Below are 14,676 nucleotides of genomic sequence, written 5' to 3' on the forward strand. Positions count from 1 at the left end.
TACATCGATGGCTGTCGATGACCCACCCTGACGGTAGGCATCGGCGCCTGTCAATATCGACAGCCATGGATGCCTGATGGCATGCTGGGTCCATGGCCACCTCGACCCTGCCGATCGCCGCAACAGCAAGCGCCGATGCTGTCGCATGCTGCGCGCCCCTGGCTCGGCAGCCGCTCAGCGCCGAGGCCGCCACCACCCTCTCGCGCACCATGAAGGCGCTCGCGGACCCCGCCCGCCTACGCCTGCTCTCCCTGGTCGCCGCCCACGAGGGCGGCGAGGCCTGCGTCTGCGACCTCATCGAACCGCTGGGCCTAAGCCAGCCCACCGTGTCCCACCACCTGAAGGTCCTCGTCGACGCCGGCCTGCTCACCCGCGAGAAGAGGGGCGTCTGGGCGTACTACACCCTCGTGCCGGAGGCGATGAATGCCATCGCGGCCGTCCTGACTGCACCGTCGGGTCATACCACCGGCACCCCCGCCTGCTGAGCGCACCGTGACCACTCCCGCGCCGCAGCTCTACGGCCCGCACGACATCGTCGTCTTCCCGCTCATCGAGCCGGACTGGCCCGAGGTCCGCACCGTCTACATCGACGGCATCGCCACCGGCCACGCGACCTTCGAAGCCGACCCACCAGCCACTTGGGCCGCCTTCGACGCCAGCAGGCACCCCGACCACCGGCTCGTCGCCCGTGATGAGCGCGGCACCCTGCTCGGCTGGGTCGCGGTCTCGCCCGTCTCGTCCCGCCCGGTCTACGCGGGCGTCGTCGAGCACTCCCTCTACGTCGCCCCCGGCGCTCGCGGTCGTGGCGTCGGGCGGCGACTGCTCGATGAGCTGGTCGCCGCCACCGAGGACAGCGGCATTTGGACCATCCAGTCCTCCCTGTTCCCCGAGAACCTCGCCAGCGTTGCCCTGCACCGAGCGGCCGGCTTCCGCGAGGTCGGTCGCCGGGAGCGCATCGCCCTCATGACCTACGGCCCGCTCGCCGGTCAGTGGCGCGACACCGTCCTCATCGAGCGCCGCAGCCCCGTCGCGGGTACCGCAGCCTCGTCAGCCCGCTGACTTCTACGCCGTCTTGCTCCCGAATCCGTCACTTTCCCAGGAGATCGTCGTGCCCAAGCCCCACATCCTCTTCGTGTGCGTGAAGAACGGCGGGAAGTCGCAGATGGCCGCCGGCCTCATGCGCCAGGCCGCCGGGGACGCCGTGACCGTCGACTCCGCTGGCACCAAGGCCGGCGACAAGCTCAACGCCCTGTCGGTTGAAAGCCTGACCGAAGCCGGCGTGGACATCAGCGCCGGGCGTCCGAAGCAGTTGACCGACGACCTGATCCGCTCGGCTGACCTGGTCGTCGTGCTCGGCGCCGAGGCGAAGGTCGAGCCCGTCGGCGGCACCCCCGTCGAGGTCTGGGAGACCGACGAGCCGTCCCTGCGCGGGATCGAGGGCATGGAGCGGATGCGGCTCGTCCGCGACGACATCGCCCGCCGGGTCAAGCAGCTCACGGAGCGCCTGAAGACAGTGTCGGCAGGGTCTGATGGCTGACGGCCCCGGCGAGGCCAGACAGGAGAATCGGCAGCCTCCGCGGTGCTGGTGGTGCGGTGCGGTGGCGAACAGTCAGGAGCACCGTGTGAAAGCGACCCAACTTCGGCGCATGCTCCGCAGGCACGATCACCTCGTAAACGGGTCGAGCGACGTACCCACCTTCGCGGACCCAATGCCAACGCAATCAAATTCTCACCTTCGCTGTCGCGGATGCAACAACGCGCGCAGTGAGGCCTCGTCGATAGCTGCTCGCGCCGCTACTGACCAAAATTCTCTGCGCTGGCGTCACCTGCTTCGTCATAGGACGCCTGCTGCGTAAGCCATGCTGGCCAACGGGGAGGAGGCAATCCAGTAAGACGTGCCGACCGATGGGGTGGTCCCGGCGCGGTACTCCGCGAGGCGCGATCCTGGCCAGGAGAACTCGCAAGCGTCCATATTGGCCAGCGCATACTGGAACCGCTGGTGATCGCGTAGACGGCTTCGCAGTTCTACAAGAGGGACTCCCAGCTCTAGCAAGAGAACAAGTCGCAGAACCCATTCTGTCGAGGTAGCCAGCTGGTAATACTCGTCGATCTGCTCTTGGTAATCTCGTGGTTCCTTCTCGAAACGATGTGCCTCAAAGTTTCTCACTGAAACGACAGTAGAGATCCAATACTCGTGATCTTGCCCAATTAGGCCGGGGGCTACAATTTCTGCGGGCCCAACGAAGTCCCGCAATCGGTCCTTGAAGTCGGGGTAGTTGAAAAACTTGAAGCTCATCTTCAGGTGCTTCAGCGACTGACTGCGTTGGTTCGCTGAGATGGCGCCCAACTCGACCATCTTGTCCGCGGCAGCTTCCGCCGCCGCGAGAGCGACCTTTCTAGTCCTCTTGTCGTTCAAAGTTGCGTAAGGTTTGACGTCCCCTCGGCAGCGCCGATGCAAACCTTCGAGCGAACTTGCGTTCGCAAGGACTGCCAGCTCCAGAGTGACCTCGTACATGAGATGTTTGCTCGCCATGTCGGGTATAGGCGCCAACCGTTGGAACAGGCCGAGCGCGTCAGCAACTACTGACAATTTCAATCGCGCCGGCGCGAGTAGGCAATCCTGCGATATGGAAGTTTCCGACTTTCTCTCACCGACGAACACGCGGTCTACCCACGGTTCTCCTGTGCTCGGTAGCAGCTGTACGCGCTGCTCACGCCAAGCGATATTGGTCCACAAGCGCAGCAACGTGACGCATCGGCCTACAAACTGGCGCTGCCACTCAAAGTCGGTAAATCCAACGTCCATCGTGAGTTCGAGCCAGCTGTCTGCGCCGTCGGTGAAAGCCCGAAGCTTACCAATTCCCTCGGTCAGAGTTACATCCACTTCAGGGCTGTCAGGAAAAATGCCACGCCAGATGCGCGCCTCGGGAAGCGAGAAGCGCGCACCTACGAAGGTTGTCGCGGACGTCGGTGCATGGGCGCCAACAAGCAGAACCTTGCCATACAGTGTTTGTCCCGGCGGGGGCCATGGAACAGAGGCAAGGCGTGCATCCGAGATAGTAACTTTTCGACCGTCGTCCAGCACGCCCAGCAGAGGTATGGGGTCATTGTCAGCGACCAAGTCTTTGGGGTCACCGCTCGAAGTAATTTCGATGAAACCATCGCCCTGCTTTCGGTGGAGCCCATGCGACGTACGGGCGGCGCCTTGCGTGACGACTTGGACGCCCCCTGATCCTCGTGTGAGCTTCCCCGGAACTTGACTTCCGCCCTCGCTCCAAAATCGACCCTCGGCGCCATCCTCCAGGAGGCCATCCAGCTCAGCACCCGTCATAAGAGCGATGCTAGGGCGCCCATAGGCGGAGCCGGGGCGAAACTGAGGTTTTGGTCAGTTACGGGGTTTTGTCAGTAGCGGTCGGTCGCTACTGACAAAGCCCCACTGATGACGGTCGTCGTCAAGACTCAAACGACAGGCGCAGAGCAGGTGTCGACCGCCAGCAACATCGTACGCAATACGACATGGCTCGCCATCTACCTGCGCCAGGAGCGGCCCCGCAGATGACCCCGGCGCTCGTACCTACGCCAAAGTCAGGTCTCGGCAGCGGACCAACAGGTCGGACGAGTGCTCCGTGAGCGCGATCACTCCCTGATCGATCCCCAAGGTCCACCGAGGCGACGCGGGCAGGAGAAGGCCCGCTTCCTCGGTCATCAGCCGTCGGAACCAGGTCCCACCGTCTCGCGAAAGCCGCTCCTGCAGTTCCCTCACTCCACTGAGCAACTGCGCCGCACGTTCCCCCAGGTCCATGGGCGTCCCGGCGATGCTGAGGAGCCTGGGATGGAAGACCGCCCCGTCGAAGGCGTGGAACGTGCTCACGTGCGCCTTCCGAAGCTGGAGCAAGTCGTCCGGGGAGTGGGGCGGCCCCGCGAGGCCGGTTGCGATCATTGAACGGTTCAGCAGGTCTACCGTCGGCCAGCTGCGGGCCACCGTCCGCAGCAACTCCTCGTTGACGGTCCAGTGGGGGTCTCCCGAGTCGCCGGAGTCGTGGACGACCACGTCGATGGCGAAGAAGTCGGCCTGTCTCACGATCACCATCAGGACCTGCTCGGTGCGCACAGCGAAGCCATCGTCCTCGTGCTGCATCGAGAGGTGCAGGTGATGGATCCCCCAAGCGTGCAGGAGTAGGTCCAAGCCCCGCTTCAGCGGCTTGTTCGGCCTTTTCCGGCGCGCGTACGCGTACTTGGTCTGCTTGCTGAGGTAGGGGGAAAGGTCACCGCCCGTTCGCGCTAGGTACAGCACCTGCCGCAGTCCGGGGCTGATCTCACCGCGGTGCAGATGCTCCCCAGTCCTTAGGGCGTCGGACAGGTGCACCCGCCGGGGCCGCGGAGTGATCTTGCGCTCGGACCAGGTGAGGTAGTCCAACAGCAGGTCTTCAACGGACCGGACGGCGACTGCATCTCGGTCCGACGGGTGATGGGGGACCAGGGAGAGCAGGCACTCATGTAAGTCGCCGACGAAGTCCGCACCTGCGTCCCAGGACCGCGAGGGGTCTGTCGTCCCATCTGTTGCGATGTCATCCTCCACAGGGAGGAGGCCATCGCTCGCATCGCTCTCCACGACAGCAACGATGACAGCAGCGCGACCTGGACACAGCCGGATTCCTGCGACCACTAGCGGACAGTCACCCGCTCTGACCTGGGCAAACTCGGACGGTGCCGGACACCCCTGGACCTCCCGCCCATATCTGGGGGTCAAGGGGTCGCAGGTTCAAATCCTGTCAGCCCGACCAGCGGAAACGCAGGTCAGAGCGGGTGTTCGTCTTCGGGCGGGCACCCGCTTCGTCGTTCCCGGGGTCTCCCTCCGGGCCGCGGCCGGCCACGGGGGCGAACGGGTGGATCCGAAACCTGCCGGTAACACGCTTGGGCCACACTGCGCTCCACCCTCGAGCATCGGAGCACAGTGAGCCACGAACGACGCGGCGGCCCGGACCTGCCGGACCTGCCGGACCTGCCGGACCCGCTGGACTCCGCGCACGGCGTCCAGAAGAGCCGCCTGGTGAAGACGTTGCGACGCGGCGACATCGTCCTCTTCATCGTCGCCGCCGTCATCAGCGCGGACAGCATCGCCGTCCTGGCCGCCGGCGGACCCGAGGGTCTGGTGTGGTCGGCGTTCATCGGCATCGCCTTCCTCGTCCCGTCGGCCTTCGTCTTCGCCGAGACCTCCTCGACGTATCCCGAGGAGGGCGGCCCGTACCAGTGGGTGCGCCGGGCCTTCGGCCGGACCTGGGCCTCGATCGCGGTGATGCTCTACTGGATCACCAACCCGATCTGGCTCGGGGGTTCGCTGGCCTTCATCGCCGGGTCGGTGTGGGCGGAGTACGTCACCCCGACCTCGGCCCTCGGTGACTTCGTCGTGAAGCTCGCCTTCGTCTGGGTCGCGATCCTGCTGGCCATCGTCAGCCTCAAGCGCGGCAAGCTCCTCATCAACGCCGGCGCCTACGCGAAGCTCTTCGTCCTGCTGAGCCTGACCGTCACGGCCCTCGTCCACGTCGCGCAGGTGGGTTCGGCCGGGATCGACTGGTCGAGCGCGCGCCCCACGGCCGCCGGGTTCCTCCTCATCGTGCCCGTCGCCCTCTTCGCCTTCGTCGGCTTCGAGGCGCCGAGCGCGGCCTCCGAGGAGATGCACGACGCGCAGAAGGACACCCCCGTCGCCATCGCCCGCGGTGCGGGCATCACGCTCATCGCCTACCTCGCCCCGGTACTGGCGATCATCCTGGTCACCCCGGCGGATCGCACGGCCGACTCCGGGGTCATGCAGGCCATAGAGGAGAGCTACGCGGTCTTCGGGCCTGCCTCGGGGGTCCTGCTGACCGTCACGGGGCTGGCCTTCGTCTACGCGCTGCTGACCCAGGGCAGCGCCTGGATGATCGCCACCGACCGGATGCAGGCCGTGGCCGCCGGCGACGGCGCCTTCTTCACGACCAGGCTGGGCGAGTTCTCCCGACGCCTCGGCACCCCGGTCCGGATGAACCTGCTCTCCGGCTGCGTCGGGACGGTCTTCCTCGCCGCGGCCACGCTCCTGGTCCACGGGACGGCCGCCGCGGTGTTCGGGGTGGTCCTCACCCAGGCGGTCTCGACCCTGCTCATCAGCTACGTCGTCATCCTGCCCGCGATGATGTGGTTGCGGCACAAGCACGACGTCCCGCGTCCCTACCAGGTCCCCGGCGGCCTCAGGGGCTACACCGTCCTGCTGACGATCATGTACGCCTTCGTCCTCCTCGGCTCCGTCGCGGCGATCGTCCCGGGCGTCCTGGAGGGCTGGCTGGGGCTCGACTACGACTTCCTCGACGAGTGGGGGGTCAGCCGGGGCAGCTTTGAGGTGTTCACCGTGGGCACCCTCGTCGTCGTGATCGCCGCGGCGCTCGTGGGCCGGGCCGTCGGCGGCGCCCGCGACGAACTCGCCGTGCCCCTTGCGGAACCGGAAGCGTCCCGACGCTAGGGGCCGGGCGCCTCAGTCGGGGTGGTCGGGGCTCAGCGGCCACCACGGCGGCACGAGCAGGGCGAAGTCGTCGAGGAACGCCTCCGGGTCGCGGGGGGCCTCGCCCGCGAGCCACACCGAGACCGCACCGACCGTGCCGTCGGCCACGAAGCGGGCCACGAGCTCCGGGTCGGCGACGGGGGAGCGGACCGCCCCGCGCTCGACGAGGAGACGGATGGAGGCACGGAAGTGCTCGCTCAACAGCGAGCGCAACGAGGCGTCCGCGGCGCTCGCGAGGCTGCGCAGGTAGACGTCGCGGTGGCTCTCGAGGTGGTGCAGCACCGCGAGCGTGGTGTCGCGGACGGCGACGTCCCACGCGCGCTCGTGCGCCCCGCCCAGGAAGCGTTCGCGGGCCTCGTCCAGCTCCCCGCGCAGCACCGCGCGGAGCAGGCCGGAAGGGGAGTCGCTGTGCTCGTAGAACGTGGACCGGTGCACCCCCGCGGCGCGGGCGATCTCCGCGACGGACAGGGTCTCCGGGTTCTTGACCGCGGCCAGTTCGAGCACCGCGGCCGAGAGTCGCTCGAAACTGCGCCGAGCTCGAGCGTCCACCGTCCGACCCTACCGTTCGACGTGCGCGACGGGTGTCGGCGTCCGGGCGCCGCTACGACGGGCGGGGGGCGTACACGATCAGGCCCACGCCGACGAGGCAGACCAGTGCCCCGGCGACGTCGAAGCGGTCCGGGCGGTACCCGTCGACGAGCGCGCCCCAGAGCAGCGAGCCGGCCACGAACACCCCGCCGTAGGCGGCGAGGACGCGTCCGAACTGCGCGTTCGGCTGCAACGTCGCGGCGAACCCGTAGAGACCGAGGGCGATGACCCCCGCGCCGATCCAGGCGATCCCGCGGTGCTCGCGCACGCCCTGCCAGACCAGCCACGCCCCGCCGATCTCCAGCAGGGCGGCGAGCACGAACAGGGAGATCGAGCGCAGGGCGTCCACGGGGCGGAACCTACCCGCGAACGCACGACGGGACCGCTCCGGTGAGCGGTCCCGTCGCGCTGCCGGGGATTCTCAGTGCCCGGCGACGTACTTCACCGGCGCGGGCAGGCCGGCCTCGGCGCGGACCCGCGTCGCGAAACCCTCGATCGAACGCAGGGCCGAGACGACGTCGGCGGGACGCACCGCGAACGGCATCGAGTGGATGGTCTCGCTCGGGACCGTCGCGGCCTGCGCGACCGCGGTGAGGGTGTCGACGTCGTCGACGCCGAGCCCGATCTCGGTGAGCGTGTTCGGCAGACCGACCCGGGTCGTGAACTCGACGAAGTCACGGATCTCGGACGTGGGCGCACCCTCGAGGACGAGCTGGGCCAGCGACCCGATGTTGACCTTCTGCCCGTGCGCGAGGCCGTGCGCCTGCGGGGCGGCGGTCAGGCCGTTGTGGATGGCGTGCGCCGCGGCGAGACCGCCGGACTCGAAGCCGAGGCCCGAGAGCAGCGTGTTGGCCTCGATGACCTTCTCCACGGCCGGGGTGACGAGGTGGTCGCGCACGGCGTCGAGGGCGGGGAGGGCGTTCTCCCACAGGATGTCCCACGACAACCGGGCGAGCGCGGTGCCGGCCTGGGTGGGCAGTCCGCCGGCCATCGTCGCCGACCCGGACTTCGCGGTCGCGCGGGCCTCGAGCCACGTCGCGAGCGCGTCGCCCACGCCGGCGGCGAGCAGCTTCACGGGGGCGTTGGCGACGACCTGGGAGTCGATGAGGACGAGGTCGGGGTTGCGCGGGAAGAAGCGGTACTCCAGGAAGGCGCCCTCGTCGGTGTAGACGACGGCCAGCGCCGAGGTGGGGGCGTCGGTCGAGGCGACGGTGGGCACGCTGGCCCAGCGGATCCCGGCGAGGTGGCCGGCGGACTTCACGGCGTCGATGGTGGAACCGCCGCCGAGGCCGACGAGGACGTCCGCCCCGGTGTCCGCCACGACCTGGACGAGGCGGTCGATGGTCCCGACCGTGGCGAGGCCGGAGAACACGTCGCGGTGCACGGGCAGCCCGGCGCTGCGCAGCGACGCCTCGACGTCGTGTCCGACGAAGCCCCAGACGACGTCGTCGGCGACGAGGACCGGGTTCTCGCCGACGGCGGCGAGGTACTCGCCGACCTTGGTGAGGGCTCCCGGGCCCTGGACGTAGCGACCGGGGCTCATGACGGTGCGGATGGTGGTCTCGGCAGGCATGCCGACTCCTTCGACGATCGTCCTTCGTGGATGTTTCGTTCGTGAAGGAGCCTAGACCTCCTCCAAGCTTCAACCATCCGGGGGGTTCGCCGTCGGGCGCGGCCCGGCTCGTGAGTAGGGTCACCCCATGTTCTGCGAGCAGCCGTCCGAGGCCTCCGCCACGGCAGAGCTGCCGCCCTTCGTGGAGGTCCAGGACGCCTGCAAGACGTACCCGACCCGCGAGGGTGTCGTCCACGCCCTCGACCACGTCGCCCTGCAGGTGCCGCGGGGACGCTTCGTCAGCGTCATCGGCCCCTCCGGCTGCGGGAAGTCGACGCTGCTGCGGATGATCGCCGGCCTCGAGCAGCCCGACGGCGGGTCGGTCCGGATCTGCGGGCGCAGCGCCGCCGAGGCGGGGGCGGACAAGATGATCGGTTTCGTCCCGCAGGTCCCCGCGCTGCTGCCGTGGCTCGACGTCCTCGGCAACGTCCAGGTCCTGGACAAGGTGAACCGCGCGGGCACGGCACGCCGTCGCCGCAGCACGCCCAGCACTCCCGGTGCGCCCGGACTGGCCTCCGACCCGGTGGCCCTGCTCACCCGCCTCGGCCTCGGTGACGTCCTGCACCGCAAACCCCGCGCGCTCTCGGGGGGCATGCAGCAGCGGACGGCCATCGCCCGCGCCTTCGCCCTCCAGCCCGACGTCCTGCTCATGGACGAACCGTTCTCGGCCCTCGACGAGTTCACCCGCGAGGCCGCCCAGCTGCAACTGCTCGACGTGTGGCAGGAACTGCGGACGACGGTCGTCTTCGTCACCCACTCCATCGCCGAAGCCGTCCTGCTCTCCGACACCGTCGTCGTGATGGCCGCCCGGCCGGGGCGCATCGCGGGCGTCGTCGAGATCGGGCTGGACCGGCCCCGCCACCACGGGTTGCTGGACTCCGCGGGCATGCACGAGCACGAGCACCGGATCCGCCAGGTCCTCGAGACCGCGTGGAACCCCCTCGACCCCTCGCAGGACGTCGCGTGAGGATCCTGCACCCCCGGTTCTGGCTCCCGACGGTGCTGGCGCTGGTCGTCGTCGCGCTGCTCTGGAGCTGGGTCGCGCAGGACAACCCCTACGTCCTGCCGACGTTGTCGAGCGTGGGTCAGCAGTTCCGCGAGGACCCGAACCTCTACCTGAGCAACGCGGGAACGACGTTGCAGGAGGCCCTGGTCGGCCTGGTGTTCGGCACCGTCGGGGCGGTCGTGCTCGCCGTGCTGGTGGCCGAGTCGCGGATCCTCTGGCGGGCGTCGATGCCGTTGGCGGTGATCCTCAGCGTCACCCCCGTCGTCGCGATCGCCCCGGCGCTCGTCGTCGCGTTCGGGTTCGGCATGACCCCCAAGTACATCGTGACCGGTCTCATCACGTTCTTCCCCGTCCTGATGAACACCGTCACGGGGTTGCGCTCGGTCGACCGGCACGTGCTCCAGGTCTTCCGGACGGTGAACGCGTCCCGCCTCGACGTCCTGGTCCGGTTGCGCTTCCCCAGCGCGTTGCCGTACCTGTTCTCCGCCCTGCGGGTGGTGTTCCCGCTCTCGCTGGTGGGGGCCATCGTCGCGGAGTTCTCCGCCGCGGGGGCGAAGTCCGGGTTGGGCACGCTCATCAGCGTCGCGAGTTCGAACTCGCAGCTGGACCGGGTGTTCGCCGCCATCGCCTGTCTCGCCGCGATGGGTTCGCTGTTGTTGCTGCTCGTCACCACCGTCGAACGTCGTGCCCTGGCCTGGCACGAGTCGCAGTCCCGCTGAGAACACCGAGGAGACCCCCTGTGAGCCGTCCCCGCACCCCGCTCGCCGTCGGCGCGATCGCCGCCCTGCTGCTCGCCGGCTGCGGAGGTTCCGACGACGGCGCCGTCGACGGTGTCTCCACCCCCTCGGCGACCAAGGGTTCCGCGGTCTCGGCGGAACGGTGCAAGGAGAACGAGGCCGCGGGGAAGATCACCTACATCACGGGTTTCCAGTACCAGGCCTCGGCCGGCATCCTCGATCCCATCGCGGCGAAGGCGCTGGGCTACTTCGACGCCCTCTGCCTCGACGTCGAGATCCAGCCGGGCACCGGTGAGACCGCGCAGAACGCCCAGCTCGTCGCGGCCGGCACGGCGCAGATCTCCTCCATCGCCGGCAACGGCGACGTCCTGGTGAACGTCGCCAACGGCGTCGACGTGCAGGCCGTGGCGATGTTCGGCCACGTCCCGGTGGCGACGCTCATGACCGAACCCGACATCACCGACCTCAAGCAGCTCGAGGGCACGACGCTGGGACAGAAGGGCGCGTTGCCGGTCACCATCGAGGCCATGCTGCGCGCCGCGGGCGTCGACGTCTCGAAGATCACCCAGGTCGAGGTCGGCTACGACCCGACGGTGCTGGTCCGCGGACAGGTCCAGTCGCTGACCGGTTACAAGTCCAACGAACCGCTGACCCTGCAGGCCAAGGGGGAGAAGGTGAAGCTCTGGAACCCCGAGGACTACGGGGTTCCCGGCTCCATCGCGACGACCATCGTCAACCCGGCGTTCCTGAAGGACCACCGCAGCGCCGTCGAGGACTTCCTGCGGGCCCAGCTCAAGGCCTACGCCTACTGCGAGGACGACGCCGGCGAGTGCGTCGCCGACGCCGCGGAACTCTCCCAGGCCGGTTACGACACCGACCACAACGTCCAGGTGTGGCAGACGGAGTCCAAGCTCGTCGACGACTCGTTGCCGCAGGGCCAGGTGCTTGGTCAGATCGACGACACCGCCGTCCGGACCGAGGGGGACTTCCTCGTGCGGATGGGTCAGATCCCCGCGGTGCCGGACCTGAGCACCCTCGTCGTGCCCGACCTCGTGACCTCGCTCTACGCCGACGGTCAGCTCGTCTGGCCCGCACCGTGAACGCCCCCACGACGGCGCCGACGGAGTTCGGCATCTTCCTGCCCATCGGCAACGGGGGCTGGATCATGTCCGACACGGCGCCGCACCCGCAGGCGACCTACGAGCACAACCGCGAGGCCGCGCTGGCGGCGGAACGCATCGGCCTCGACTTCGTGATGTCGATGGCGAAGTGGCGAGGTTACGGCGGTCGGACCGACCACTGGGGCGAGACCCTGGAGTCGATGACGATGATGTCGGCGCTGGCCGAGGCCACGCACCGGGTGAAGGTCTGGGCGACCGTCCACACCAACCTGTTCCACCCCGCGCTGGTGGCGAAGATGTTCGCCACCCTCGACCAGGTCTCCGGCGGGCGCTGCGGCATGAACGTCGTCGTGGGCGCCTACGAGCACGAGTTCTCCCAGATGGGGCAGTGGCGCGCGGACTTCAGCCACGACGACCGCTACCGCTACACCGAGGAGTGGATCGACCTCGTCGAACGGTTGTGGACGGAGGACTCCGTCACCGCCCGCGGGGAGTTCTTCACCCTCGACGACTGCCAGTCCCGCCCCCACCCCGCCCAGCGGCCGACGCTCATCGCGGCCGGCCGTTCGGCGGCCGGGATGCGGTTCCAGGCGGCCCACTGCGACGGGTCCTTCCTCACCGCCGAGGACCTGCCGGGCTTGCGGGCGGCCAGCCGCGACGTCAAGGCGATGGCCGCGCTGCGGGGTCGCTCGATCAAGACCTACGCCATGCTCACCGTCGTGCTGGCCGAGACCGACGCGGCCGCGCAGGCGCGGTTCCGCGAGTACGGGCGCGGGTACGACGCCGAGGCCATCACGAACATGAAGCTGTCCTGGGGTCTGCCGCTGGAACGTGCGATGTCCATGACGGCCGGGGACGAGGCGCACGAGGCGTTCCAGACCGCCGTCGTCGTGGGTGGTCCGGACTCCGTCGTGCGCCAGATCCAGGAGGTGGTGGGGGAGACCGGCCTCGACGGCATGATGCTCATCTTCCCCGACTACCTGCCGGACCTGGCCGCGTTCGGCGAGCAGGTGCTGCCCGCGTTGCGGGCAGGGGCGTGAGCGACCCGCGGCTGGAACTCCTGCGCGACCTCCCAGGGGCGCTGCTGGTCGTCGACGTACAGCGCTCCTTCGCCGATCCGGAGGTCCTGGCCCACCTGTCCGAGACCGCCCGCGCCGACGTCGCCGCCGCGGTGCTGGGGGTCCGGGCCGCGATCGACCTGGCCCGGGCCGGGGGGACGGCCGTCGTCTGGCTGCGGCTGCGGGTCCCGCCGGACAACCCGTGGCCGGCGTCGAACTGGTTCCGCGGTCGGGCCCCGGACGACCCGTGGCCGACCGAGTGGGAACCCTGCGTCGAGGGCACCGCCGGCATCGAGTGGTACGCCGTGGAACCCCTCGACGAAGAACTCGTCCTCGACAAGCGGACCTACGACGGTTTCGCCGGGACCGGGTTGGCGGAGACGTTGCACGGGTGGGGGACCGGGTGGGTCGCGGTCACCGGGCTCACCGGCGACTGCTGCGTCCTGGAGACGGCCGGGTCCGCCTTCACCCACGGTTTCCGGACCCTCGTGGTGGCCGACGCCACCGCCTCCCACGACCGGGCCACCCACGACGCGGCCCTGCGGGTGCTGGCCGAGCACAGCGCGGTGGTCGTGGACCTCGCCGAGATCGAGGACCTGCTGCTCACGCCCTGACGGTCAACGTCCCCCGCAGGACGCTGTCGGAGGAGTGACCGGGGTTCCCGTCGAGGGGTTCCCGGGAGACGTCGACGACGTCGAAACGGCCGAGGTCCAGGTCGGCGGGCAGCGTCACCGACATGGCCATGCCCGCCCCGGCGCCCGGGTCCGGGCTGAGGAAGCCCAACGGCACCAGGCCCCCGTCGGCGTCGAGCAGCCACGCCTCGAGGAAACCGTCGGGCACCGCCGCCACCCCGGAGATCCGCAGTTCCAGACGTCGGCTCCCGCCGGCCTCGGTGACGTCGGCGCTGCCGCTGCCGGACCCGGCCAGCGGTTCCAGCGCGGCGGTGGACACGACGGCCTGCGCGGGCGCCGCGGTCGTGGGTTCCGCCGGGCCGGAGAGCGCCCTCGTCCCCAGCGCACCGACGCCCAGGCCGACGAGGGCGGCCGCGGCCACCGGCACCCACCGCGGCCGGCGGAGCGGACGCGGGGTGTCCGCCCGGCGCAGGGGGACGACGACCGGTGCGCTCGCCGTGGGGGCACCGGAGCCGGCGGGGTCGATGCCGAGCTCGCGGGCGACGTCCTCCCAGGTCCCGGCCGGGACCGGGACGGGGGTCACCGACTCCTGCGACCGGGCCGAGCCGACCACGCGGCTGATCTCGGCGACCTCGGTGCGACAGGTGGCGCAGGCCTCGAGGTGGGCGTGCACCTCCGGTGCGACCTCCTCCCCCAGGGCGAGCAGCACGACGACGTCCTCGGTGAGGTGTTCCGCCGCCGTCGGGGGCGTCTCATCGATCGGCACTGTCGTCCTCCAGGCGCGATCGCAACCGGCGCAGGGACCGCCGGAGGTGGCTCTTCACGGTACCCACCGGCAGGCCCGTGCGTTCGGCGATCTGGACCTGGGTGAGGTCCTCGAAGAACGCGAGCCGGACGACGGTGCGCTGCGGTTCCCCGAGGCCGTCGACCTCCGCGAGCAGGACGAGGCGGTCGGTGGCCACGTCCTGCGGTGCGGCCTCCAGCACGACGGTGCTGTCGCCGCCGCGCAGCAGCTCCGGGTCGGTGACGACCTCGGGACGGTAGCGGGTCGCCAGCGCGTCGGCGATGCGGTGCCGGGCGATACCCACGAGCCACGCCGGGAACGAGGCCGCGGAGGGGTCGAAGCGTTCCCGCGACCGCCACGCCGACACGAACACGTTCTGCACGACGTCCTGCGCGTCGGCCTCGTCGAGACGACGCCGCGCGAGCCCGTTGACGAGCGGGGCCCACCGCTCGAACGCCTCGCGCAGCCCGCGTTCGTCTCCCGCAGCGACGGCCCGGCCGACCGCGGCGTCGTCCCACGACGCAGGGTCGGTCCAGTCCGCCGCCGGCGACGGGCTCGGCCGGGGGCTCACGGGCACCACCGTAGGGGCCCCGACGGGCTGCGCCA

Annotated in this window: 16 protein-coding genes; 9 read left to right on the forward strand and 7 right to left on the reverse strand. The window is 69.6% G+C overall.

The window, feature by feature from the left end; genetic code table 11:
- Positions 1–92: 92 nt before the first annotated feature.
- The 3 genes from OG218_RS24300 to OG218_RS24310 are packed head-to-tail and all read left to right on the forward strand — an operon-like array spanning position 93 to position 1,537.
- Positions 93–485 (forward strand): ArsR/SmtB family transcription factor, encoded by a 393-nt coding sequence (locus tag OG218_RS24300; protein WP_328295789.1) that lies wholly within the window; start codon positions 93–95, stop codon positions 483–485.
- 7 nt (positions 486–492) lie between these two features.
- Positions 493–1,059 carry a GNAT family N-acetyltransferase gene (locus OG218_RS24305; RefSeq protein ID WP_328295790.1) on the forward strand — a complete coding sequence of 189 codons (567 nt, stop codon included), beginning with the start codon at positions 493–495 and terminating at the stop codon, positions 1,057–1,059.
- Between the two features lie 49 nt (positions 1,060–1,108).
- On the forward strand, positions 1,109–1,537 hold the full coding sequence (locus OG218_RS24310; protein WP_328295791.1) for an arsenate-mycothiol transferase ArsC: 429 nt from the start codon (positions 1,109–1,111) through the stop codon (positions 1,535–1,537).
- A gap of 297 nt (positions 1,538–1,834) precedes the next feature.
- Here OG218_RS24310 and OG218_RS24315 read toward each other — a convergent pair whose 3' ends face one another.
- Together OG218_RS24315 and OG218_RS24320 are read right to left on the reverse strand one after the other, a co-directional pair.
- Entirely contained in the window at positions 1,835–3,331 is a 1,497-nt protein-coding gene (locus tag OG218_RS24315; protein WP_328295792.1) for a HEPN domain-containing protein, read from the reverse strand.
- A 243-nt stretch (positions 3,332–3,574) separates the two neighbouring features.
- Complete coding sequence (locus OG218_RS24320) at positions 3,575–4,612, reverse strand: hypothetical protein (RefSeq protein ID WP_328295793.1); 1,038 nt, start codon at positions 4,610–4,612, stop codon at positions 3,575–3,577.
- Positions 4,613–4,954: 342 nt separating this feature from the next.
- Between OG218_RS24320 and OG218_RS24325 the strand changes: the two genes are divergently transcribed.
- On the forward strand, positions 4,955–6,493 hold the full coding sequence (locus tag OG218_RS24325; RefSeq protein WP_328295794.1) for an APC family permease: 1,539 nt from the start codon (positions 4,955–4,957) through the stop codon (positions 6,491–6,493).
- Between the two features lie 12 nt (positions 6,494–6,505).
- Here the strand turns inward: OG218_RS24325 and OG218_RS24330 are convergent, their stop codons facing one another.
- The 3 genes from OG218_RS24330 to OG218_RS24340 all read right to left on the reverse strand — a co-directional run bounded on the left by OG218_RS24330 (position 6,506) and on the right by OG218_RS24340 (position 8,693).
- Positions 6,506–7,081 (reverse strand): TetR/AcrR family transcriptional regulator, encoded by a 576-nt coding sequence (locus tag OG218_RS24330; protein ID WP_328295795.1) that lies wholly within the window; start codon positions 7,079–7,081, stop codon positions 6,506–6,508.
- A 52-nt stretch (positions 7,082–7,133) separates the two neighbouring features.
- Positions 7,134–7,469 (reverse strand): YnfA family protein, encoded by a 336-nt coding sequence (locus OG218_RS24335; protein WP_328295796.1) that lies wholly within the window; start codon positions 7,467–7,469, stop codon positions 7,134–7,136.
- Between the two features lie 72 nt (positions 7,470–7,541).
- Complete coding sequence (locus OG218_RS24340; RefSeq protein ID WP_328295797.1) at positions 7,542–8,693, reverse strand: glycerol dehydrogenase; 1,152 nt, start codon at positions 8,691–8,693, stop codon at positions 7,542–7,544.
- 127 nt (positions 8,694–8,820) lie between these two features.
- Here OG218_RS24340 and OG218_RS24345 point away from each other — a divergent pair, with 127 nt between their 5' ends.
- The 5 genes from OG218_RS24345 to OG218_RS24365 are packed head-to-tail and all read left to right on the forward strand — an operon-like array spanning position 8,821 to position 13,268.
- Complete coding sequence (locus OG218_RS24345) at positions 8,821–9,699, forward strand: ABC transporter ATP-binding protein (RefSeq protein ID WP_328295798.1); 879 nt, start codon at positions 8,821–8,823, stop codon at positions 9,697–9,699.
- A complete protein-coding gene (locus OG218_RS24350) occupies positions 9,696–10,457 on the forward strand; it encodes an ABC transporter permease (protein WP_328295799.1) in 762 nt (253 codons plus the stop codon). The genes OG218_RS24345 and OG218_RS24350 overlap by 4 nt, the downstream gene beginning before the upstream one ends.
- A 20-nt stretch (positions 10,458–10,477) precedes the next feature.
- On the forward strand, positions 10,478–11,575 hold the full coding sequence (locus OG218_RS24355) for an ABC transporter substrate-binding protein (RefSeq protein ID WP_328295800.1): 1,098 nt from the start codon (positions 10,478–10,480) through the stop codon (positions 11,573–11,575).
- Complete coding sequence (locus OG218_RS24360; protein WP_328295801.1) at positions 11,572–12,636, forward strand: LLM class flavin-dependent oxidoreductase; 1,065 nt, start codon at positions 11,572–11,574, stop codon at positions 12,634–12,636. The genes OG218_RS24355 and OG218_RS24360 overlap by 4 nt, the downstream gene beginning before the upstream one ends.
- Positions 12,633–13,268 (forward strand): cysteine hydrolase family protein, encoded by a 636-nt coding sequence (locus OG218_RS24365; protein WP_328295802.1) that lies wholly within the window; start codon positions 12,633–12,635, stop codon positions 13,266–13,268. The genes OG218_RS24360 and OG218_RS24365 overlap by 4 nt, the downstream gene beginning before the upstream one ends.
- On the opposite strand, the gene OG218_RS24370 is transcribed toward OG218_RS24365, so the two are convergent.
- On the reverse strand, positions 13,258–14,052 hold the full coding sequence (locus tag OG218_RS24370) for an anti-sigma factor (protein ID WP_328295803.1): 795 nt from the start codon (positions 14,050–14,052) through the stop codon (positions 13,258–13,260). The genes OG218_RS24365 and OG218_RS24370 overlap by 11 nt on opposite strands.
- Positions 14,039–14,641 (reverse strand): RNA polymerase sigma factor, encoded by a 603-nt coding sequence (locus tag OG218_RS24375; protein WP_328295804.1) that lies wholly within the window; start codon positions 14,639–14,641, stop codon positions 14,039–14,041. The genes OG218_RS24370 and OG218_RS24375 overlap by 14 nt, the downstream gene beginning before the upstream one ends.
- Positions 14,642–14,676: the final 35 nt, after the last annotated feature.

The sequence above is a fragment of the Kineococcus sp. NBC_00420 genome (assembly GCF_036021035.1).
Taxonomy (GTDB): domain Bacteria; phylum Actinomycetota; class Actinomycetes; order Actinomycetales; family Kineococcaceae; genus Kineococcus.

Excerpts from the sequence above, each read along its gene's own strand:
- OG218_RS24300 (WP_328295789.1), top strand. The coding sequence starts at position 93 with ATGGCCACCTCGACCCTGCCGATCGCCGCAACAGCAAGCGCCGATGCT.
- OG218_RS24345 (WP_328295798.1), top strand. The coding sequence starts at position 8,821 with ATGTTCTGCGAGCAGCCGTCCGAGGCCTCCGCCACGGCAGAGCTGCCG.
- OG218_RS24315 (WP_328295792.1), bottom strand. The coding sequence starts at position 3,331 with ATGACGGGTGCTGAGCTGGATGGCCTCCTGGAGGATGGCGCCGAGGGT.
- OG218_RS24340 (WP_328295797.1), bottom strand. The coding sequence starts at position 8,693 with ATGCCTGCCGAGACCACCATCCGCACCGTCATGAGCCCCGGTCGCTAC.